Genomic DNA, 21,355 nt, shown 5'->3' with positions numbered 1-21,355 from the left:
CTCCCTCTTTCCTGCGCTTGGGCAGGCTGCTATAGTTTCTCCCGACGGGCCGATAGCTCAGCTGGGAGAGCGCCGCGTTCGCAATGCGGAGGTCGTGAGTTCGATCCTCATTCGGTCCACCAATTTCAAAGGCCAGAGCATGCTCTGGCCTTTGTCATTCTCCTCGCCGGGAATGGATGACTAATGCTTTTGCCATTCGTCTACTCCGAATCTATACTTCGGTCAGTACATCGGCATTTTGCTGGCTGGCAGGTGGTTTATGTCCGGGACCGCTTGTCCGGGAACAAGTCCGGAGGAGATTGACGCCGAGGCGCCCACGTTTGGCGGTGCGCAACGGCATCGTGACGGAGTTGCACGATGATCAACAGGCTTCGCGGGGTACCCGTGTTTCGGCTTGTCATGCTGGCCGGTGCGTTGAGTGCGCTGGGTTTTTCCATTCTGATCAGTCTCAGTTTGTACGATGATCGACAGAATCGGGAGCGGCAGGTGCTGCGGGAAACGGAGAATGTAAGCATCATTCTCGAGCAGCATGCGCTGGCGGTGGTCGAGAAAGTTGACCTGATGTTGCAGGATGTTCTCGGTCACCTGAAAGTTGGCCCTGGCCAGGAAATCGGCTTGGCCAGCTCGTCCGCCAGGCGCTTTTCCGGGCTGCTCCGCGAGAAGCTTGCCACGCTGCCGGAGGCAAGTGCGATCCAGATCGTCGATGCGAACGGAAACTTCCTGCATAGTTCGCTGGCAACGGTGCCGGGCATCAATGTCTCGGATCGCGACTATTTTCAGATGCACCGGGATAACAGTGCGTCCGGGCTGATCATTTCTCCACCGCTGGTTTCACGTACTAACGGGACTTGGAGCATTTCCTTGAGCCGGCGGATCATCGACGAGGCTGGCCGGTTTGCCGGCATCGTCAGCGTGGCGCTGCGGCTTGATCAAATTGAGGCGTTCTACGCATCGGTCAATATGGGCGCGCGCGGTACGGTCCTGATGCGTGACGCCGAAATGCGACTCATGGTTCGTCATCCGCGGCTCGAAGCGAACATGGGGCAGGTCATGCTAAACCATCCCGTAGCGCGATTGCGGGCGCAGGGGGTCAAGAAGGGCGTTTATGACCAGTACAGTCCGGCCGATGGGGTCAAGCGAATCTACAGTTTTCGCCAGGTCGGCGATTATCCGCTCTATGTGCTGGCGGCAATTGCCGAGGATGATTATCTGGCCGAATGGTGGCGGAACGTCTACTGGTATGGCAGTGCCGTCGTACTGATTGCGCTGGTCTCGCTGTTCCTTGTCCTCGTAGCTCGAGCTGCGTTGCTTCGGCAGATTGAGGCTGAGGCTTCCTTGAAGGCACACCAGGCGCAACTTGAACAACTTGTTTCCCGACGGACTGGCGAGTTGCAGTTGGCAAGGGAGCAGGCGGAGGCGGCGACGCTCGCCAAAAGCGAATTCCTGGCAAACATGAGTCATGAAATACGCACGCCGATGAACGGCATCATCGGCATGACCGATCTGGCACTACGTACTGAATTATCTCCCCAGCAGAGAAACTACCTGGGTAAAGCCAAGGGAGCAGCTGGCGCTTTGCTAGGCATCATCAACGACATCCTCGACTTTTCAAAAATTGAGGCGGGCAAGTTGAAGATGGAATGGATCGAATTCCAACTGGAGGACGTGCTTGAACATGTGACCTCGCTCATCGCGCCCAAGGCGCAGGAAAAGGGCTTGGAATTCCTGATCAATACCGCCGGCGACGTTGACCGCCGATTGGTCGGCGACCCGTTCAGGCTTGGCCAGATATTGATCAACTTATGCAGCAATGCCGTCAAGTTCACCAGCAGCGGTGAAATTGTCGTCGTGACGGTGAAACTCGTCGGCGCGGATGCCGGGATGGTGAAGCTGCTGTTTTCCGTTCGTGATACGGGGATTGGCATGAGCGAGGAGCAGATTGCGCTACTTTTCCAGCCATTCAGCCAGGCCGACGCGTCGGTGACGCGAAAATATGGTGGTACGGGCCTGGGGTTGGCCATCAGCAAGCAACTGGTGCATCTGATGCACGGTGAAATGGGGGTCCGCAGCGAAGAGGGCAAAGGAAGCGAGTTCTACTTCACCGCTGTATTCGGCAGTGCCTGTGCCGCCGTGGCCGCGCGCTTGCCTGCGCCGGACATCCGGTATCTGCGTATCCTCGTCATCGACGACAGTGCCACAGCCAGAGAGATATTCGAGGCCCTGCTCGTCAGCCTGGGCTATCACCCCAGGTTGGTGGCCTCTGCCGAAGAGGGACTGGCCGAATTGCAGCGGAGTGCCGATTCCACGCCTTTCGACCTGCTTTTGATGGATTGGCGAATGCCGGGGATGGATGGATTCGAGGCGGCGCGCCGCATCCGTCAGTCGCCCGATGTCGTTCAGCCGAGAATCGTCATGGTGACGGCTTACGGCAATGAGGCTGTTCAGCAACGCGTACTGCAGTATGGTCTCGATGGTTACCTGACCAAGCCGGTGAGCGCCTCGTCGCTGCTTGATACCTTTACCAATATCTTCGGCAATGCTTCTACGCCGGCTTCCATCGTGGAAACGGGTGACGAGAGTACGGGCTGGGTATCGCCGATTCGCGGCATGCGTATCCTGCTGGCCGAGGATAACGAAATCAACCAGCAAGTGACCCTGGAGTTGCTGGTCGAGATTGCTGGTGCTGAAGTAGTCATTGCCGGAGATGGGCTGGAGGTTTTGACGAAGCTAAGGGCGGAAAGCTTCGATGTGGTGCTGATGGATTGCCAGATGCCCGTGATGAGTGGTTATGAGGCGACCCGACGCATTCGTGAGGAAATATCCGCGGATATACCGATCATTGCCATCACCGCCAATGCCATGAGCACCGACCGGGAGAAATGTCTGGCTGCCGGGATGAACGACTACATCAGCAAGCCCTTCGATCCCGAGGTGCTGTTCTCGATGCTGGCACGCTGGCGTGGCAGTCGTCACCGCACCTGAGCCGGTTTGGCGTTGCTGAACCGGAGGTCAGGCCGAAGATCACAACCATAATGTGACAGAGGCTTGCATCCCGGCAGGCTTCCCGGAATACTGCACGACAAGGATCCGCAACGTTTGCGGTATCCGTACTGACGCGGCGCATGCCGCAAAATAATAACGCTTGTTGGAGGAAGACATCATGCCCCTACCCGTTCATGTTCGTGCACACAAACTTTCGTCGAATGCTGCCCTGTGCGTTTCCGGTTTTCATCTGATTGCTGCGGATTCACCGGCAATCGAAGCGATGACCGATTTTTCCCGTGTCACGACGGTGACCATTGCCCCGGATGCACTGATCGACGAGGCCAATGCGCGAATGATTTCGCGCGGTGTGCGTTTGCTGATGGTGGTGGGCAAGGATGATTTGCTGGCCGGCCTGATTACTGCGCGTGACATCGTCGGCGAGAAGCCGCTGCAAATTGTTCAGGCACGTGGTGGCAAGCGGGATGAATTGACGGTGGCTGATTTGATGACGCCAATCGGCAGCATCGATACGCTGTATCTGGGGGATGTCCTGAAGGCCAATGTCGCCGATATTCTCGATGCACTGAAAAGTTTGGGGCGGCAGCATATTCTGGTCGAGGACAACGATCCGGCAACCGGCTTGCCACGGGTGCGCGGCCTGTTCTCTGCCACGCAGATCGGCCGGGCGCTGGGCGTGCCGGTGTTGAGTTTCGACCTGCCCCGGACTTTTGCCGAAATCGAAGCCGCGCTGGTCAATTAAGTTCTTGCAAGGCTGGCGGGCTAAGGCCGCTCGCCAGCCAGTTTCAGGCTATTGATTTCGTTTATTCAGGAGTTGCCCGATGTCCAGCTTGCCCCTGTCGCAGTCCCCGTCGACCCACGCGCAGGGAGGGACAACTGGCAAGGTGATGAGTGCGCGTGCTGCGGTTGCCCGGATTCGCGATGGAGATACGGTTGCCACCGGTGGTTTTGTCGGTATTGGATTTGCAGAAAATATCGCGGTGGCGCTGGAGCAGCATTTCATCGAGGCGCGTGAAAGCGATATGCACGGGCAGGGCAGCCCACGCGGCCTGACGCTGGTTTACGCCGCCGGCCAGGGCGATGGCAAGGAACGCGGCTTGAACCATTTTGGCCATGATGGCCTGGTTGACCGCGTGATTGGCGGCCACTGGGGCTTGGTGCCGCGCCTGCAGGAACTGGCGGTAGCCAATCGCATCGAGGCGTACAACCTGCCGCAGGGTGTGATTACCCACCTGTTTCGCGACATTGCCGCCGGCAAACCGGGCACCATTTCGCGCATCGGCTTGGGCACTTACGTCGATCCGCGCTTTGACGGTGGCAAGCTGAATGAAAAAACCACGGTCGACCTGGTCAGATTGATGGAAATCGACGGCGAGGAATACCTGTTCTACAAGGCCTTCCCGATTAACGTCGGCATCATTCGCGGCACGACGGCAGATCCCGATGGCAACGTGACGATGGAAAAGGAAGCCCTGACGCTGGAGGCGCAGGCTATTGCGATGGCAGCAAAGAATTCTGGCGGGATGGTCATCGTGCAGGTCGAGCGCATTGCCGAGCGCGGTTCGCTGAACCCGCGCCAGGTCAAGATTCCCGGCATTCTGGTTGATTGCGTGGTGGTGGCCGAGAAGCCCGAATACCACATGCAGACTTTCGTCGAGCAATACAGCCCGGCATATGCGGGTGAAATCCGGGTGCCGATGTCGGCCATTCCGCCCATGCCGATGAGCGAACGCAAAATCATTGCGCGGCGGGCGGCGATGGAGCTGACGCCCGGTGCCATCGTCAATCTCGGTATTGGCATGCCGGAGGGCATTGCCGATGTTGCGGCGGAGGAGGGCATCATTGACCTCTTGACCCTGACGGCTGAGCCAGGTGTCATCGGCGGCGTGCTGGCCGGTGGTCTCAGTTTCGGTGCGGCAACCAATGCCCAGGCAGTGATCGACCAGCCCAGCCAGTTTGATTTCTATGACGGCGGCGGTCTGGATATCGCCTTTCTCGGTCTGGCCCAGGCCGACCGAGAAGGCAATCTGAATGTCTCCCGTTTCGGCCCTCGTTTGGCGGGTGCTGGCGGCTTCATCAATATCTCGCAAAGTGCGCGCAAGGTGGTGTTCGTCGGGACGTTTACGGCGGGCAAGCTGAATATTGCGGTCGACGATGGAAAACTGCGTATTTTGCAGGATGGTGCAGCACAGAAATTTGTCGGTGCGGTCGAGCATCGCACTTTCTCCGGGCCGCAAGCCGTCAAGCGCGGAACGCCGGTGCTCTACATTACCGAACGCTGCGTCTTCGAACTGACTTCGGAAGGGCTGGTCCTCAGTGAAATTGCCCCCGGCGTCGATTTGCAGCGGGATATTCTCGACCGGATGGCCTTTCGTCCGATCATGTATACGGCGCCCAAATTGATGGATGCCCGCATTTTTTCCGATCTGCCCATGCATCTTCGACCGGATATCGAGCGCCAGTCAGCACCAAGCTGATGTCATTGGCTGCTGACCTGGCTGCAACGCGGTATGATCAGCCGGTTTTGTGATCGATGCAGGCCCAGCATGAATAATCAATCCACCCGCTTGTTGCTTGTGCGCACGGCAAGCCATGCCTTGTTTGCGCTGGCGGCTTTTGCTTTGGCGGGATGCGGCGAGTCAGCCCCAACCGAAGCGGCAAAAACCGCAACACAGCCGGCCTTGACCGTTACCTTGGTGAGCCCGAAAAAAACCGATTGGCCGCAGACGCTGGCCGCCAACGGCAATGTCGCGGCCTGGCAGGAAGCGGCGATCGGCGCTGAAGTGGCCAATACGCGGATTGCCGAAGTGCTGGTCCAGGTTGGCGATACGGTCGGCAAGGGACAGGTGCTGGCGCGCATCGATGCCAGCACGCTGGCCAGCGAACTGGCCGAGGCCCAAGCCGCAGTACTCGAACAGCAAGCCGCGGCGAGCGAAGCGCGCGGCAATGCGGCACGGGCGCGTGATTTGCAGGCGCGCGGTTTTTACAGTCAACAGATGAACAGCCAGTACCAGAGCGCCGAACAGACAAGCGCTGCCCGTCTGGCGGCGGCCAGGGCGCGTCTGCAGTCAGCGCAACTGCGTCTGGACAAGACGCAGGTGGTTGCGCCGGATGCTGGTGTGATCTCGGCCAAAAGCGCCACGGCGGGTTCGCTGACCCAGCCGGGGCAGGAGTTGTTCCGGCTGATTCGCGGCGGCCGGCTGGAGTGGCGGGCGGAACTGCCCTCGGCCGATTTCGGCAAACTCAAGGTCGGCACGCTGGCCCGCCTGACCGGGCCGTCCGGTGAGACCGTCGAGGGCAAGGTGCGCAGTCTGGCACCAAGCGTCGATCCGCAAACCCGCAATGGTCTGGTTTATGTCGATTTGCCGGCGTCGACCGCAGCATCCGCGGTCAAGGCCGGCATGTTCGCGCGCGGCGAGTTCGATCTGGGGGCCAGCCCGGCGCTGGCCGTGCCGCAAGCCAGCGTCGTGCTGCGCGAGGGTTTCGCCTACGTTTACCGACTGGAGGGCGAAGACCGCGTGGCGCAAACCAAGGTCGTGCCCGGACGGCGGCAGGGCGATTTGCTGGAAATCGTCGATGGCTTGCCGGCCGATGCCCGCATTGTCGCCAGCGGCGCCGGCTTCCTGGCCGACGGCGACCGCGTGCGTATCGTCGCGGATGGCGCCAAATGAACGTTTCCACCTGGTCGATCCGTAATCCGACACCAGCCATCCTGTTCTTCATCATGCTGACGCTGGCTGGTCTGATGGCCTTCAAGGCGATGAAGGTGCAGCAGTTCATGGACGTCGACCTGCCGATGGTCACCGTCGTCGCCAGCCTGCCCGGCGCTGCGCCGGGGCAGATGGAAACCGAGGTGGCGCGCAAGATCGAAAATTCGGTGGCGACCTTGCAGGGCATCAAGCACATCTACACCAAGGTGCAGGACGGTACGGCGACCGTAACCGTCGAGTTCCGGCTGGAAAAGCCGCCACAGGAAGCGCTCGACGACGTGCGCGATGCCGTGTCGCGCATCCGCTCCGACCTGCCTGGCGACTTGCGTGATCCGGTCATCACCAAGGCCAATCTGGCTGGCGCACCTATCCTGACCTACACGGTGGCGTCGAGCCGGATGGATGACGAGGCGCTGTCCTGGTTTGTCGACAACACGGTCAGCAAGGCCATTCTGAGTGCTCGCGGGGTTGGCGCGGTGGCGCGGGTGGGCGGCGTGACGCGGGAAATCCGTATCGAACTCGACCCGGCCCGCATGCTCGCGCTGAATGCCACGGCGGCCGATATTTCGCGCCAGTTGCGCCGCATCCAGCAGGAAGCCTCGGGCGGCCGGGCCGATATCGGCGGTGCCGAGCAATCGGTACGCACGATTGCCACGGTGCAGTCGTCAGCCGATCTGGCGGCCATGGACATCATGCTGTCCGATGGGCGGACGCTGCGCCTCGATCAGGTGGCTTCAGTACGCGATACGGTCGGCGAGCAACGCAGCGCTGCCTTGCTCAACGGGCAGCCGGTCGTCGGTTTTGAAATCACGCGCAGCAAGGGCGCCGGCGAGGTTGAAGTGGCCGATGGCGTGGCCGTCGTGCTGGCCCGCTTGCGCGCCGAGCATCCGGATATCGAGATCACCGAAGCCTTCAATTTCGTCGATCCGGTGACGGAAAATTATGAAGGTTCGATGTGGCTGCTGATTGAAGGCGCCATCCTGGCGGTCATCGTGGTCTGGCTGTTCTTGCGCGATGGTCGGGCCACCTTTGTTGCGGCGACGGCCTTGCCGCTGTCGATCATCCCGAGTTTTGCCGCGATGCATTTGATGGGCTTCACGCTCAATGTCGTGACCCTGCTGTCGATGTCGCTGGTTGTCGGCATCCTAGTCGATGACGCGATTGTCGAAATCGAAAACATCATGCGCCACCTGCGCATGGGCAAACCGCCCATGCAGGCGGCGATGGAAGCGGCCGACGAAATCGGGCTGGCGGTTATCGCCACCACTTTCACGCTGATCGCCGTATTCCTGCCGACGGCGTTCATGAGCGGCGTCGCCGGCAAATTCTTTGTCCAATTCGGGTGGACCGCAGCAATTGCCGTGTTTTTCTCGCTGGTCGTCGCGCGCATGCTGACGCCGATGATGGCCGCCTACCTGCTGAAGCCGGTGGCCGATCACGCGCCGCCGCGCTGGCTGGGGATTTACGAATCCTGGGCGGACTGGTGTCTGCGCCATCGGGTACTGACGCTGCTCGCCGCCGGTACGTTTTTCGTCGGCTCGTTCATGTTGGTACCGCTGCTGCCGACCGGCTTCCTGCCGCCGGACGACCTGTCGCAAACCCAGGTGCACATCGCCTTGCCACCCGGTGCGCGTTTCGACGAAACACTGGCGGCGGCCGAGCAGGCGCGGCGCATCGTTCAGGCCAATCCGCATGTTCGTCTGGTGTACACGGCGATCGGGGGCGGTGCTTCGGGCAGCGATCCGTTCGCCCCGGCTGGCGCGGCCGAAGTCCGCAAGGCCACGCTAACGGTCAATCTGACGCCGCGCAACGAACGCTCCGGGACTACCAAGCAGGACATCGAAGCCACTTTCCGCGATGCCTTGCAGGCCATTCCGGGGGCGCGCATCAAGGTCGGCCTCGGTTCGGCCAACGAAAAATACGTGCTGGTGCTGGCCAGCGAGAACGGGCCTTTGCTGACCGAACACGCGCGGCTGGTTGAACGCGACCTGCGGGCGATTCCCGGCATCGGCAATGTGACGACGACAGCCAGCCTGGTTCGTCCGGAACTGGTCATTCGCCCGGATTTCGCGCGCATGGCCGATCTTGGCGTGACCTCGGCGGCGATTGCCGACACGCTGCGCATCGCCACGGCTGGCGATTACGATCAGGGTCTGGCCAAGCTCAATCTGGCGCAGCGCCAGGTGCCCATTGTCGTCAAGTTGCCGGTGGCGGCGCGCGCCGACCTGGAGTTGTTGCGTCAATTGACCGTGCCCGGCCAGCATGGGCCGGTGCGGCTGTCCAATATCGCCGATATTTCGCTCGGCGGCGGACCGGCCGAAATCGACCGCTACGACCGTTTGCGCAACATCAATTTCGAAATCGAACTGAACGGGCTGGCGCTCGGCGAGGTGGAGAAAGCCGTGCTGGGCAGCCCGAGCTTGCTGAACTTGCCGTCCGGTATCATCCAGACGACGGTCGGCGATGCCGAGGCGATGGGAGAATTGTTTGCCAGCTTCGGCCTGGCGATGGCGACCGGCGTGCTGTGCATTTACGTCGTGCTGGTGCTGCTGTTCAAGGATTTCGTCCAGCCGGTGACCATTCTCGCCGCGCTGGTGCTGTCGGTGCCGGGGGCTTTCCTGGCGCTGTTCATCACGCAGCAGGCCTTGTCGATGCCGTCGATGATCGGCCTGATCATGCTGATGGGCATCGCCACCAAGAACTCCATCCTGCTCATCGATTACGTCATTCTCGCCCGCCGTGGCATCGACGGCCATCCCGGCCTCGAACGCTGGCCGGCCTTGCTCGATGCCTGCCGCAAGCGGGCCCGGCCGATCATCATGACGACGGTTGCGATGGGCGCTGGCATGATGCCGATTGCGTTGGGTATCGGTGCCGATCCCAGTTTCCGCGCGCCGATGGCGATTGTCGTGATTGGCGGCCTGATTACCTCGACTTTCCTCAGTCTGCTGGTGATTCCGGTGGTGTTTACTTACGTGGATGACTTGATCGTCAAGGGTCGGCAGTATTTGCTGAGAAAGCGTCAGGTCGGGGCTGCGTGAATCGAATCGCCCACCGGGGCGATGCGATTCACGCGGTGCCATCAGGTGCCAGCGCCGGTCAGGTAAAAAGCCGACCAGTAAAACGGGTCCGGATGCGTTTTCTGCAATTGCAGTTGGGCTTCACGCAAGGCGGCTTTCTTTGATTTCCCCTGCTGCAAACGACTGTAAAACCCTTGCATCAGCAGCGATGTAGCTTCGTCGTCCACCTCCCAGAGGCTGGCCACGATGTTCCGGCTACCGGCGTAAAGAAACCCGCGAGTCAGCCCAAGAATGTCGTCACCATTCAAAACGCTGCCCAATCCTGTTTCGCAGGCTGACAAAGTCACCAGGTCGGCAGAGATGTTCAGTTGATAGAGTTCCCGAACCGTCAGAGAGCCATCGTTTTCAACATCGGATGCCAACAACAGACGTGAATCCAGGGCATTTTCTGCCTTGAATTGCCCATGCGATGCAATGTGCAGGTAGTTGAACTGCGTGGCTTTCTGCTTGAAAGCGGACTCGGTGGCATTTTTCCTGGTCAGCAATTCGCTCTGCGGGATGGATTTTGCAATGGCCTTGGCTTCTTCTTCGGCGCTGGGCAAGTCGAGTTGTGCCTTGCCCAGGTCCGGATTGCCAAAGATCAGCAGCTTGAAGCTGTTGCGATTTTTTTCCTTGGCTATGTATTGCTGGACGCTGTTGCTGGGTAAAAAACGCAGGCTGCGCTGCGCGATCAAGACTTGCTTACCATCGTTCAAGGCCGAAAACGGCAGATAATGCAGCGGGCCGTGCGGGATGATCAGCAGATTGCGTTGACCAATGATTTTCTCGAACGGGGCGATAAGTTGCCCATATAACTTGCTGGCCAAAGCAGCGGCTAACGGGCTCTGGTCTTGAATCAGTTTCCTGAATTCGCGGATGTCGGCTTCGAGTTGTGCAGATTTGATTTCCAGTAGCAGACTTTCCTTCTGGTCGGCGATCAGACCGAAAAACACATTCCCGTGACTGAAGAACTCCAGCAGCACCTCATCGGCAGCGATTTGGGAGACCAGTTCCTGTGAGCTGAGTGCCTGAACCGTTACCAGAGAGGCGAGTTCGGCATTTTGCTGACGCAGCGCCGAGGCTTGGCTGCTGAGCGTGGTGCGGGTTTTGGACAAGGCGGCCTGCATGTCAATCGGTCGTTGAACGCTGGCTTCCGATTGTTGGGCGTAATAATCCTTCAGAACGCGTTTTGATTCATCATCCCGTGCGGCTTCCAGAGTCAGTTCATTGCGCGCCGCCAACAGATCGACCAGTGCCCGAGACTTTGAGCGCTCCATGTATTCGAGTGCCAGCTTGGGCTGCTGCAAGCGATGGGCTAGCTTGACAACTTTTCCGTAGAGCGCCTGTTTATCGCCGACAAAACCGATTTTGCTGGCCTCAGTGTTGATATTTGCCCGCTGGGTTTCAACCACATCGATGGCCTGGCGAAACAATGACAACGCCGTTTCAAATTGCCCGGCTTCTTCGGCGATACGTCCTCTGTCGCTGAGCAACAGCCAGTAGATTTCACCGTTTTCCTGAACCTGACGGATGCCGAGCAATTTGTCGAAGCCGGCTTTGGCTTCTTCAGTCCTGCCGGTTTCCAGCAAGGCCTTGTTCAGCATGAAGGCGCGCGGCAGTTCAGCCCAGACCCAGTTATTGGTGCCGGTAAAAAAACTGCCGCTGAATAACTTGTCGAGAAAGACATTGACGCCGAATGTGGCATCGCCCTGAATGGCATCGATCACGCCACGGTAATCTTGCAAAGCCATGCGTGTCCGAGCCAAGGCGACAGCCTTGGCACTGGCGTAATCGCTCATCATGCCGATCTTGAGCTTGAGCAACTGTTTTTCGTAATTCCAGGCTTGCTCGGTATTGCCTTTGAAGGCGTGGGCGATAGACAAGGCGGACAGCGCATTGGCGAAAAGATCAAGATCGTCGCTGTCGTCATCGGTCAACCAGGTCAGTGCCTTGTTGGCGTGGTCAATGGCTGTTGCGTACTGGCCCAACTCGATCATGGCTTCGGCGCGCATCAGATGCAGGGCCGGGGTTGCATCGTGCAGGCCGAACAGCAGGGTGCGTCGGTCCCCAGCCTGGATTTTGGTTTCCAGTTGATCGAGACATTGTTGCAGTTGTGAATAGCGTTTGGTCTTTGAATAGGCAAAACACAGCGCATGCAGATCCCGCGTCTTCAGGGGCGTGGTTTTTGCATAGTCTTCGATGCTGCTTTCCAGCAGATCGAAGCGCCCGCTTGCCGCCAGTCGGACCTGATCGCCGGAAAAGTCCGCAAATGCCGTTTGATGGATGCCGAGCATCAATAACAGCAAACTGGTAAAAATTTTATGAGTACGCATAAGTGTTTTGCCGGATCGGTTGCGGAAATTAAAACGGCCGCACAGTGGCGGCCGCTTCGGGTCAGGACTACCGGTTTTTAGAACCAGTATCCGAGGTTTGCCGTGACACCGGAGGTTTTCGGCCCTTGCATGAAGGTCAGGCCGCCGCGCACGAAGCTGCGGGCATCCATTGCGCTCTTGTTGGTGCCGAGGGTGATGCCGATTTCCTGATAGTTATCCAGGAACGGCTTGTCGCTGCCCAGGTAGCGTGTATCGATCAGCGAATATTCAGCCGTCAGCTTGCGCCCGATATTCACCGGTTGCGACAGCATGACGCCGTTGCGCACGGCGATGTTCTTGATATCCGGATTGAACGAGTAGTCGCCAGCGGAAATCTTGCCGGTGGTGTAATAACCGACCATGTTGCCGATGGTGACGTCGAAACTGTTAAGCGGAATCACGTAGGTGCTGGCCAGCGAGGCAGAGTAAACGCTCGCCACGGTGGCGCGGTCGGCGGAGGCAACGACGGAGTAGCGAACCCCAGGGGTCAGTGTCCATTGATCGCTCATTGGCAGGCGATAGGAAACGCCGAGCCCGGCATGGGCTGTTTTGGCATCACCGACCTGAACGAGGGTGATCGGCACGCTGATATTCAACTGGCGACGTGGATCAATGCCGTTACGGATCGTGTAAGACAAGGGGATCGAGGTCGTCGTGATGTCATCGCCGCGACCGCTGACCTTGTAGGAGCCGTAATTGATCGATGCGCCGATCAGATTGTTGTTTGCCGAGCCGCTTGCCGCTGCACCTGCGCCGCTGGTCGGCGACTGGTTGAAGCTGGCACCGAAATCGGCGGCAATGGTCATCGGAATCATCCCACCGGCGCCGGTGATCGGGCTGGTCGGGGAATGCTTGGCTTCATAGTTCATGATGCGACCGATGATGCCTTTTTTCTTGATGAAGTCTTCGAACTGGTCTTCTGACTCCTTGCGGGTGGCGCCGGTGAAGCTGCCGGATTCACCCAGTTCGACAAAATTGTAATGCAGGGTGGTCGAATTGGCGGAATAGGCGAGGTTGAGCGAAACATCGCTGAAACGACCGGCTACGGTGGCTTGCGAGATGTCCGTGTAGTTCAGATTGCTGGCTTTGAAGTTGGACAGGGTGTCGAGGAAGGTTTCAGCACTTGAGTCACAGATGGTGTGGCCAACCGTGTTGTTGACGTCGGCGCGGAAGGCATAGGACTTATTGCAACTGACGTCTGCCGAGGCTGCGGCGGCACTGGCCAGCATCAAGGCACCAACCGAAAATTTGAACAGTTTCATGAATTTCCCCCCTGGGTATGTTTTGGTTTGAAGCATCGAACAATAGCGCTGGATAGTAGCGATGCGATTCCTTCTTTTCAAGAAAAGCCCTGTCTTTTCCCGGCAAAAAATTGTTTTTGTTGCTAACCGGGTGAATGCGTTGCACGAAGTGCTTACTTGCCGGTTTTTTCGGCCCGTCGGACGGGCGGGCGTCCCCAGGTAAGGGTGTAGAAAATATCCAGCGCGTTGTCGCTGCCGGCCCGGCCGATCAGGGTGATTTGGCGGGTCAGCGCGATGGACAGCTTGACGATGCTTTCGGCCGAACCCAGCGAGTGTTCGTAACTCAGTGTGGCGTTGGAAGAGAGTCGTTTGCCGATGCTCAGAATCTGCTGGCCGGTTGCCGCGGTGGTGTCGATGCGGCTGCCGGCAATCCGGCTGGCTGCCTGGCGTCCGCCACTCCCATCCAGGGCGCCTTGGCGGACACCGAATTCGTCGAAACCGAAAGTCCGTTTCAATTGCTGTACGACGTTAGCTGAATTGTTGCCGAGCAAGCTGCTGGCGGCTGATAGCAAAACCGTCGCATCCCCGCTGCCGACACTTTCCGGACCATGCCCGAGAATCAGCCAGGAGAGTTTTTCGGCATCAGGCAATTCGGGATCGGAGGTCAGGCGGATGACGGGTTTTTGGGCTGTGCCGCTCACCTGCACGCCGGCTTCGACGGCCAGGCCTTTGCGGACTGCGTGGACATCGAGGGCCGGATTGTCCGGGAGGCCCTGGAACGTCAGGATGCCGCGCTCGATTTCCAGTTGTTGGCCATAGGCTTCGAAGCGCCCATCGCGTGCCCGGATGCTGCCACTGGCGCGCGGCAGGTCGCGGCCGCTGGCGCTGAGGCGGACCTGGCCGGCCAGGCGACTGCTCAGGCCGGCGCCGGAAAACAGGAAGTGACGGCCGAGATCGATCTCCAGGGCCAGCGCCAAGCGGGGCCGCAGCTTGTTTTTCGCCTCACTGCCGGGGTGCAGGATCACGACATCGTCGGATAGTCGGGGGGCGCCGCTGGGAGCCAGTTGCCAATAGCCGGCATCGACGCCGAGTTGGCCCTGGATGTTCAGGGTGTTCTCCGGTGCCAAGTCGGAACTGTCGTCAGCTTTTCCGCTCTGCTCCTTGGTCTTGTCTTTTTGCCAGCCCAGCCGGCCTTGGCCGGAAAGACTGATCCACTGGTCGGCCCGTTGCCAGGCGGCAACCCGCTCCAGGCGGATGTCCAGCGCGCCCTGGCCGTCCGCATTATTGCGGTCAACGCGGAATTCGCCCGATATTTCCAGTCGTCCCGCCGTTTCATGCTGGCCGGCGGCAGCGCCCAGCGCCTGGCGCAGGGGGCCGGGCAAGGGGCGGTGCGGGCTGTTGAAGCCGAGTTGACGCACGCTGAGCAGATTGTTCGTGATCTCGGCGTTCAACTCGCCATCGGTCAGGCTCAGTCCTTCATCCTGGCGGATGCTCAGTGCCTTGCCGCGTACTTGACCATTGAGCAGCGGCTGGGCTGGCGTGCCGGCCAGTTGCAGTTCGCCATCGAGGCGCCCCGCGCCATGCCAGCCTTCGCCGATCAGTTCGCCCAGCCAGTCGAGATCGGCGATAGCGGCCGTCAGTCTGCCTTGCCAGGCCTGGTTTTCGGCCAGTTGCCAGGGCGTTTTCAGCGCGGCATCCAGCTGGCCGGCCAGGCGCCCTATCCTTGAGCCGCTGGCCTGCATATTCAGATTCAAACGCTGGTTCTTGCTGCTGGCTTCGATACTGGCTTGCCAGTCGAGCGGCGCGCCGTTCAGGCGAAGTGGGCCGAGCGACCAGCCGGTGCTGGCCAGATGCAGCGGTGCCGCCTCGGCGAGCCGGATATTGCGGGCCGGGGTTTTGGCCGTCAGTTGGAGCTCGCTCAACTGGCCGCGCCATGCCTTGTCGAACAGCCCTCCCGCTGCGGCCAGCGTGAATTGTTCGCCACTTGGCAAGTCGCCTGCCAACTGCAGGCGGTGTTGCTCGCGTTTGCCGTGGCCGATGAGCCGGATGTGTTGCACGAGTTCGTTGCGTGCGCCATCCTCCAGTCGATCCAACGCGAGTTCGAGGCGTAGCGGGGCATTTTTCGTCTCGGCCCCTCTCGCGCTTTCGTTTAACCCGGCCGTCAAGTTCAGCCCGTACAGGCGAAATATGCCGGGCAGACCAAGCTGGTCCGCGCGCAATTCGGCATCGAGCGTCGGCTGTTTGGCTGTGCCGCCCAGCGCCAGTCGGCCGGTGATGCCGCCCTCGGCACCGAAGGCGTCGAGTTTCGGTGCGTCGATGCGGATTTTCACTTGTTCGCCAGGGCGCCCGAAAGCGCCGCTGGCATCGATCCGGTTCTTGCCCAGCGCGAACGCCAGGTCGATGCCGGAAATCTGTGGCCAGGCCAGTTTCAGTTCGCCCCGACCGCTGAGGGGTTGTGCGTTGTATTGGCTATCTTGCAAGGTGAATTGCGCGGCGATCCTGGTTTGCTGGGCAAACTGTCCGCTGGCTGAAATCTGCGCATTGATCCGGGCGGCGGGCGTGTGGGCAAAACGGCTTGGGTCGAAGTGGCGCAGTGCGGCATCCAGCGTGAAGCGCTGTTCATCCAGTTGGAGCGAGGCCGTGCCATGCAGACTAGCCTCGCCAGCGCTAATTTCGATTTTTTTGATGTCGACCGCAGCATTCATGTGGCTGGCTTCGCCGCGCAGCGCAAAACGGCTGTCCTTCAGTTCAAAGTTCAGGGTCTGCCGGTTTTGCCCGATGCTGACTGACAAGGGGCCGCTGAGCTGGGTCGGGCGCAGGCGGGAAAACAGTTGGGCCGCGTCGAGCCGGCGCGCTTGCAGTGCCAGTTGCAGTGCGCCATCGGTCGTTTGATCTGGCCGAGCCGCCAACCATTCGCCTTTTCCGGTCAACTCGCCCTGGCCGGCCAAAATGGCATGTAGTTTCGGGAAGCTCAGTTGCTCTCCGTGCCAGAGCAGTGCGCCGCCGAGCTGGCTGAACGGCAGGGCCTGCTGGTCGAATCGACCGGGTTGTTGATTGACGATGTGAAAGCTGCCGGCGACGCCCTCGGGGGCCGGGGCCAGATCGCTGGTGATGGTGATCCGGGCGTTTGGCAGACCATCCTGCCAGGCCGCCGGGTTGATGTTGTGCAGGCTGACTTGGGCACTGGCAAGCATGGCTGGTGAAAATGGTGTCAGGACGACTTGCGCTTGCCCCTCGATGCCAGCTCGGGCGGTGAGTACCAGTGGCAGTCGCTCAAGCGGTCCGCTGGCCTGGATGGCCAGCGCGAGTGGATGGCGCTCCAGTTGGCCCTGCAGCTCAATGCCGGCTTCCAGATGAAATGGTGTGCGGGTGGCCAACTGTACGTTGCCGTGCAGTTGGACATCGCGGCTGCGGGCACGCAAGTCAGCCAGCCGGTATTCCTTGTTGTCGCTGCCAAAACGCGTGCTCAGCGCATTGGCTACGAGCTGTTCGCCATAGAACAGGCGGGAAATCTGCAGTTTTTCGATGTCGACCGCAAAAGGCAGGCCGATCTCATCCGGTAGCTTGCTGCTGGTTTTGCCAGGAATGCTGTCGATGCGCAGGCTGTCGATCTCCAGCGTTTTGATCGACATGCGCCCTTGGCTCAACCAGTCCGGCGACCAGTCGATGTGTACCTGCGTCAGTGAAATTTGCAACGTTTCGTCGCGCCAGCGTAGCGCTTCGATTTCCAGCGGGCCGCTCAACCGGCCGGTGACGCCGCTGATTTCCAGTCGCCCGCCGGTCGCGCTACCGGCCAGTCCGAGCAGCGCCTGCAAACCGCTCTGGCTGTTGAGCGACCAGAAAACAATGCTTGCGACGGCCAGCATGAGCGGGATGGTGAAAAGGATCAGGCGGCGGCGCATGTCAGAACGGAATAGCCAGTGAAAAATGCAGTTGAAGTTGCCGCTCACGCTCGCCGTAGGCGAGGTCGGCGGCTATTGGTCCGGCCGGGCTACGCCAACGTACCCCCAGCCCGTAACCGACGGCCAGTTTTGCCTCGCGCAGTGCGTCGACCGCATCACCGGCATCGACAAAGGCGGCGATGCCCCAGGCGTTGTCCAGCCAGTGCGTATATTCGACGCTGCCGACCGCCAGGTAGCGCCCGCCGACGGTTGCTTCGCCTTCCTTGATTCCCAGGCTCTGGTAGCCGTAACCACGGACCGAGCCGGTGCCGCCGGTACGGAACAGGTAATCCTGGGGAATGCGCAGACGCGAGTCGGCCAGCGTGCGGCCCAGTTCGGCGCGCAAGGCCAGCGTGTCGCGCTGGCCGACTGGCTGGTAATGTTGCCAGCGCCCATGCAGGCGCAGGAAGTTCTGGTCGGACAGCGCGGCTTTGGCGCCGCCACCCAGGCTCAGTTGCAAGACATTGCCGGCGCGCGGGTCGAGCAGATGATCCACCTGGCGCCAGGTCCACGTGACATTCGGCACCAGGGCACGGCTGCTTACGGCTTCGGCGCCCTCCGGCGTGCGTCGTTCATGCTGCCAGTTCAGCGACAGTCGTTGTTCGACGCTGCCGCGTTGTTGCACGCTTTGCACGCCGAGTGCATAACGGTCGATTTTCAGCTTTTCGATATTGCTGCTTTCGCTCATCGCGCCAATGCTGTGTCGACGCTGTCGGGCATCCGGGGGCAGGAAGACATCACCGTAGAGCGTTTGCCGTTTTTGTTCCAGGCGCAAGCCGCTGTCCAGTGCCCAGGCTTGGCCGAACAGGTCCGGCGTCTTGTAATTGGCTTCGACGCGGGCACCGGTGTTGGAGCTGAAGCCGGCGCCGAAGGCGGCGCGGTGCGCCGGGCGTTCGCGGACGCGCAGATGGACTGGCGCTACGGCCGTGCCATCGTCGGCGACCCGGGCTGTGACAAGGTCGAGTTCGGCCTGTACTGAGGCGAAGTAGGGGCTGGCTTGCAAAGTGCTGACCAGTCTCGTCAGGCTTTCCGCCTGGTAGGGCTCACCGGGCAGGACGCTGTGGTTGTAGCGCGCAATCAGTTCGGGTGAGTAGCGCGTCAGACCGTCGATCTGCAAGGGGCCGAAACGATAGCGTGGGCCGGTATCGTAATGGGCGCTGAGTGCTGCCTGGTGTTTTTCCAGATCAATTGCGGCCTGACTGTCGAGCAGGCGGGCGCTGGCGTATTCGACGGCCAGCAAGTCGCTCAGGAGCTGTTGTTTGGCACTATTCCAGTCGGCTTGCCGGAACGGCTGGCCAACCGGCAGGCGCCAATCGTCGATCAAGGCTTGCCGGATTTTTGGGTCGATTGGGCCGTCGACCGCAAGATCGACCCGATTAATCAGGGTGCGTGGTCCGGGATCGATTTTCAGACTTCCCCGGCCATCCTCATCCTCTGCATCGAGCAGTTCGTAGCTGGGGGAAAAATAGCCTTCGGTGGCGAGGATTTCACCCGCCAGTTTCTTGCTGCCCTGCGCACTGTTGTTGCCCCGCAGGTAAGGCGTGATTTTCCCGGCCAGATCGGCTGGTGCATTGATGCTGACCTGGCTGATTGCTGCCGGGGCAGTGAGTGCTGACAACAGGACAAACAGGCCGCTGCTCTTGCGCATCAGTGATTTGTTTCGTTGTCCTTGGCGGGGCGGGGTGGTAGCAGGAAACTGCCAGGCTGTCGGCAGAAACGTCGCCACAGGGCATTGATCAATGGCCACCAGTGGGCAAATTCGATATGCCGGGCACCCATTGCAGTACGCAAGGCAAGTGCAAAACTGACGCCGAGATTGGTCAGGCCGATCAGTGCGACGCCCAGCGCGCCCCACAAGAGGGCTTGCCAGGCCATGGCAAACTCGAAGCCGGTCAGTGCATAGCCGAGATTGGCCGACGAGAAGGCGATATGCCGGATATCCAGCGGCAAGCCGAGCAGCGTACCGACCATGCCGGTCGAACCGAGCATGCAGCCGAACAGGAAGTTACCCATGATGCCGCCCAGCCGATTCTCGATGTCGCTGCCGATGCGCGTTGCCCGTTCATCCCCGGCCAGTCGCCGCAGCCAGCGCAGGCGGGCAATGCGCGGGCCGATACTGGCATAGGCCGCACGGTTGTCGAAATAGCCGCTGATCAAGCCGGACAGGAAGAGATAAAAGCCGGCGATGGCGGCGTGCGGAATGGCCCAGGATAAAGGATCGAGATCGGCCATCAGGTGTGCTGCTTTTTCCAGTCCGACCAGCGGTTGACCGAACAGCATCGATAGTCCGGTACCGACGGCAATTGCCACCGGAAAAGCCACCATGATGTTGCCACCGATTGCTGCTACCTGGCTGCGGCTGACCGCAGAGGCGACATCGGCAATCCGTTCGAGGTCCGCCTGTCGGGTTGGTTTCAGGTCGCCGAGCATGCCTGCCAGTGTTTGTGCCGTCATGGCCGGTTGCTTTGTGGCGACGGTGAAACCGAGCAAGTAAATGACCACGAAACCGAGGCCGTAAATCATGCTGAAGATGAAGGCTTCGACGAATAGTGGGGCACCGAGTGCGGCGGCCTTGATCTTGAGTAGCGCCATCAGGCCGATCAGGACGCCGGCGCCGGCAGCCGAACCCCACATCCGGCGGTAATCGGCATGGGTGTCGCAAATGTAGTGTTCGCCGGAGCGCGCGGCATTTTCGGTGACTCGAACAGCCAGCACGCCAGACAGTTGTTGCAGATAATGGGACAGACTGTGGCGGCGGTTTTCAGCCAGAAATACGGCACGGGAGAAGGCCGACCAGTCGCGAATTGCCGTTTCGTGTGGGGTTGATCGCAAACCTGCGGTAAGTATGGAGACCAGTTCGGCAATGCGCGTAAGGCTTTGTTCGCTGCGTGTCAGTACATAGGAAAGATGTAGGCTCGTGCCAATTGTCAGCGCCCGCTTTCTGATTTTGTTCAGCGTATTTGTGCATTGCTCGGCTATGACCAGCAATTGGTCCCCTGTGTCGAAGCGGGTCGCGTCGCCATTCAGCCCGGCCCGGAAACTACTGACGAAGTCCAACGCTTCTGCCGACAGGGCAATGAAGCGTGGCGAGTCATCGTCAAGATTGGGCGAGGCACGCATCAGTTCGCCTTCAACCCCGAGGCCGCTGACCCGATGGGCGAGGAGCAGCACGGCATCAAGCATTTGTTCCTGAATGCCACGCCGGTCCATTTCAAGGACGTTTTCGGCCGGCGCCAGGATCTCCCAGAGGCGTTGCGATAGTTCGGTGGGTACGTCTTCCAGCCAGCGCCAATCGTCGCACTGATCGAATATCAGGTGAAGGCAGTCTTTCATCCGCCGTTCATCTGGTGCTTCGGGCAGGATGCGATTGCCGAGAATGCGCCACCATTCGGAAAAGAAACCGGTGCCCGGCAGAATGCCGCTGTCTGTGAAGAAGGTGAGGAGGCGTCGACTACCGATGAAGCGGATCACGTGACGGCGAAATGCATCGCATAAGCCTGGATCGTTCTCCAGTCGCTCAAGCATCAGGGTGTAGCGCTGATTGCTGCTTTCGTCGCCCGGATGAACCGGACGCAGTACAGCGACAAGCTGGCGCAGTAATGCCAATTCGTCGATGTCGGGTTGGCGAAAATCATCCAGCGCTTTGATCAAGCGTAGATTGGTCGTTGCGGGATGGCCTTGCAGGCGGCTGATCAGTCGATAGAGGGCGGTTTTCAAATTTGTTGTGCGGCTGGTTCTGCGGCGCTCGAATGACGATGATGCTATGGTAACGCGGATGATGCATATATCCCGTGGCTACGCTTGTCGAGTGAGTAACGATTCGTAATAGAATACGCGCCACATAACTCAAATCCCTGAATCCAAATAGGAAGAGAAATAAATGAACTTCGTCAAGAAAACCCTGGCAGTTGCCCTGCTCGCTGGTATCGGTTTTTCCGCCGTTGCCCAAGAGCGCGTTTATGTGATCGACCAGCGTGACGTTGTCGCCAAGAGCGGCTTCGACCTGTGCTGGCGTACCGGCTACTGGAC

Annotated in this window: 10 protein-coding genes and 1 tRNA gene; 6 read left to right on the top strand and 5 right to left on the bottom strand. The window is 60.0% G+C overall.

From position 1 onward, the window contains the following. Window positions 1-46 precede the first annotated feature (46 nt). From RCI20_RS13875 to RCI20_RS13850, 6 genes are all read left to right on the top strand, one after another. Window positions 47-122: transfer RNA gene (locus tag RCI20_RS13875), tRNA-Ala, on the top strand. Between the two features lie 235 nt (window positions 123-357). Beyond that, window positions 358-2,982 (top strand): hybrid sensor histidine kinase/response regulator, encoded by a 2,625-nt coding sequence (locus tag RCI20_RS13870; RefSeq protein WP_306606466.1) that lies wholly within the window; start codon window positions 358-360, stop codon window positions 2,980-2,982. A 178-nt stretch (window positions 2,983-3,160) separates the two neighbouring features. Continuing rightward, a complete protein-coding gene (locus tag RCI20_RS13865; RefSeq protein WP_306606465.1) occupies window positions 3,161-3,745 on the top strand; it encodes a CBS domain-containing protein in 585 nt (194 codons plus the stop codon). Window positions 3,746-3,824: 79 nt separating this feature from the next. Beyond that, entirely contained in the window at window positions 3,825-5,480 is a 1,656-nt protein-coding gene (locus tag RCI20_RS13860) for an acyl CoA:acetate/3-ketoacid CoA transferase (protein WP_306606464.1), read from the top strand. A 69-nt stretch (window positions 5,481-5,549) separates the two neighbouring features. Then, window positions 5,550-6,674 (top strand): efflux RND transporter periplasmic adaptor subunit, encoded by a 1,125-nt coding sequence (locus RCI20_RS13855; protein ID WP_306606462.1) that lies wholly within the window; start codon window positions 5,550-5,552, stop codon window positions 6,672-6,674. Then, window positions 6,671-9,754, top strand: coding sequence for an efflux RND transporter permease subunit (locus tag RCI20_RS13850; protein WP_306606460.1), 3,084 nt, complete (start codon window positions 6,671-6,673; stop codon window positions 9,752-9,754). The genes RCI20_RS13855 and RCI20_RS13850 overlap by 4 nt, the downstream gene beginning before the upstream one ends. Window positions 9,755-9,795: 41 nt before the next feature. Here the strand turns inward: RCI20_RS13850 and RCI20_RS13845 are convergent, their stop codons facing one another. The 5 genes from RCI20_RS13845 to RCI20_RS13825 all read right to left on the bottom strand — a co-directional run bounded on the left by RCI20_RS13845 (window position 9,796) and on the right by RCI20_RS13825 (window position 21,043). Beyond that, window positions 9,796-12,105: a CHAT domain-containing protein gene (locus RCI20_RS13845; protein WP_306606459.1), complete on the bottom strand. Its 2,310-nt coding sequence runs from the start codon at window positions 12,103-12,105 to the stop codon at window positions 9,796-9,798. A gap of 77 nt (window positions 12,106-12,182) precedes the next feature. Next, window positions 12,183-13,406, bottom strand: coding sequence for a hypothetical protein (locus RCI20_RS13840; protein WP_306606458.1), 1,224 nt, complete (start codon window positions 13,404-13,406; stop codon window positions 12,183-12,185). 152 nt (window positions 13,407-13,558) lie between these two features. Then, window positions 13,559-17,335: a translocation/assembly module TamB domain-containing protein gene (locus RCI20_RS13835; RefSeq protein WP_306606456.1), complete on the bottom strand. Its 3,777-nt coding sequence runs from the start codon at window positions 17,333-17,335 to the stop codon at window positions 13,559-13,561. Continuing rightward, window positions 17,289-18,974, bottom strand: a complete 1,686-nt coding sequence (locus RCI20_RS13830) for an autotransporter assembly complex family protein (protein ID WP_306606455.1) — start codon at window positions 18,972-18,974, stop codon at window positions 17,289-17,291. The genes RCI20_RS13835 and RCI20_RS13830 overlap by 47 nt, the downstream gene beginning before the upstream one ends. After that, window positions 18,974-21,043 carry a site-specific recombinase gene (locus RCI20_RS13825; protein WP_306606454.1) on the bottom strand — a complete coding sequence of 690 codons (2,070 nt, stop codon included), beginning with the start codon at window positions 21,041-21,043 and terminating at the stop codon, window positions 18,974-18,976. Before RCI20_RS13825 ends, RCI20_RS13830 begins: the two co-directional genes overlap by 1 nt. Window positions 21,044-21,355: the final 312 nt, after the last annotated feature.

The organism is Azonexus sp. (assembly GCF_030824335.1).
Classification (GTDB): domain Bacteria; phylum Pseudomonadota; class Gammaproteobacteria; order Burkholderiales; family Rhodocyclaceae; genus Azonexus.
This window is presented reverse-complemented; position numbering and strand designations above follow the sequence as displayed.

Bases quoted from the DNA above. Each gene is read 5' to 3' on its own strand.
- RCI20_RS13870 (WP_306606466.1), top strand. From the start codon at position 358: ATGATCAACAGGCTTCGCGGGGTACCCGTGTTTCGGCTTGTCATGCTG.
- RCI20_RS13865 (WP_306606465.1), top strand. From the start codon at position 3,161: ATGCCCCTACCCGTTCATGTTCGTGCACACAAACTTTCGTCGAATGCT.
- RCI20_RS13860 (WP_306606464.1), top strand. From the start codon at position 3,825: ATGTCCAGCTTGCCCCTGTCGCAGTCCCCGTCGACCCACGCGCAGGGA.
- RCI20_RS13855 (WP_306606462.1), top strand. From the start codon at position 5,550: ATGAATAATCAATCCACCCGCTTGTTGCTTGTGCGCACGGCAAGCCAT.
- RCI20_RS13850 (WP_306606460.1), top strand. From the start codon at position 6,671: ATGAACGTTTCCACCTGGTCGATCCGTAATCCGACACCAGCCATCCTG.
- RCI20_RS13845 (WP_306606459.1), bottom strand. From the start codon at position 12,105: ATGCGTACTCATAAAATTTTTACCAGTTTGCTGTTATTGATGCTCGGC.
- RCI20_RS13840 (WP_306606458.1), bottom strand. From the start codon at position 13,406: ATGAAACTGTTCAAATTTTCGGTTGGTGCCTTGATGCTGGCCAGTGCC.
- RCI20_RS13830 (WP_306606455.1), bottom strand. From the start codon at position 18,974: ATGCGCAAGAGCAGCGGCCTGTTTGTCCTGTTGTCAGCACTCACTGCC.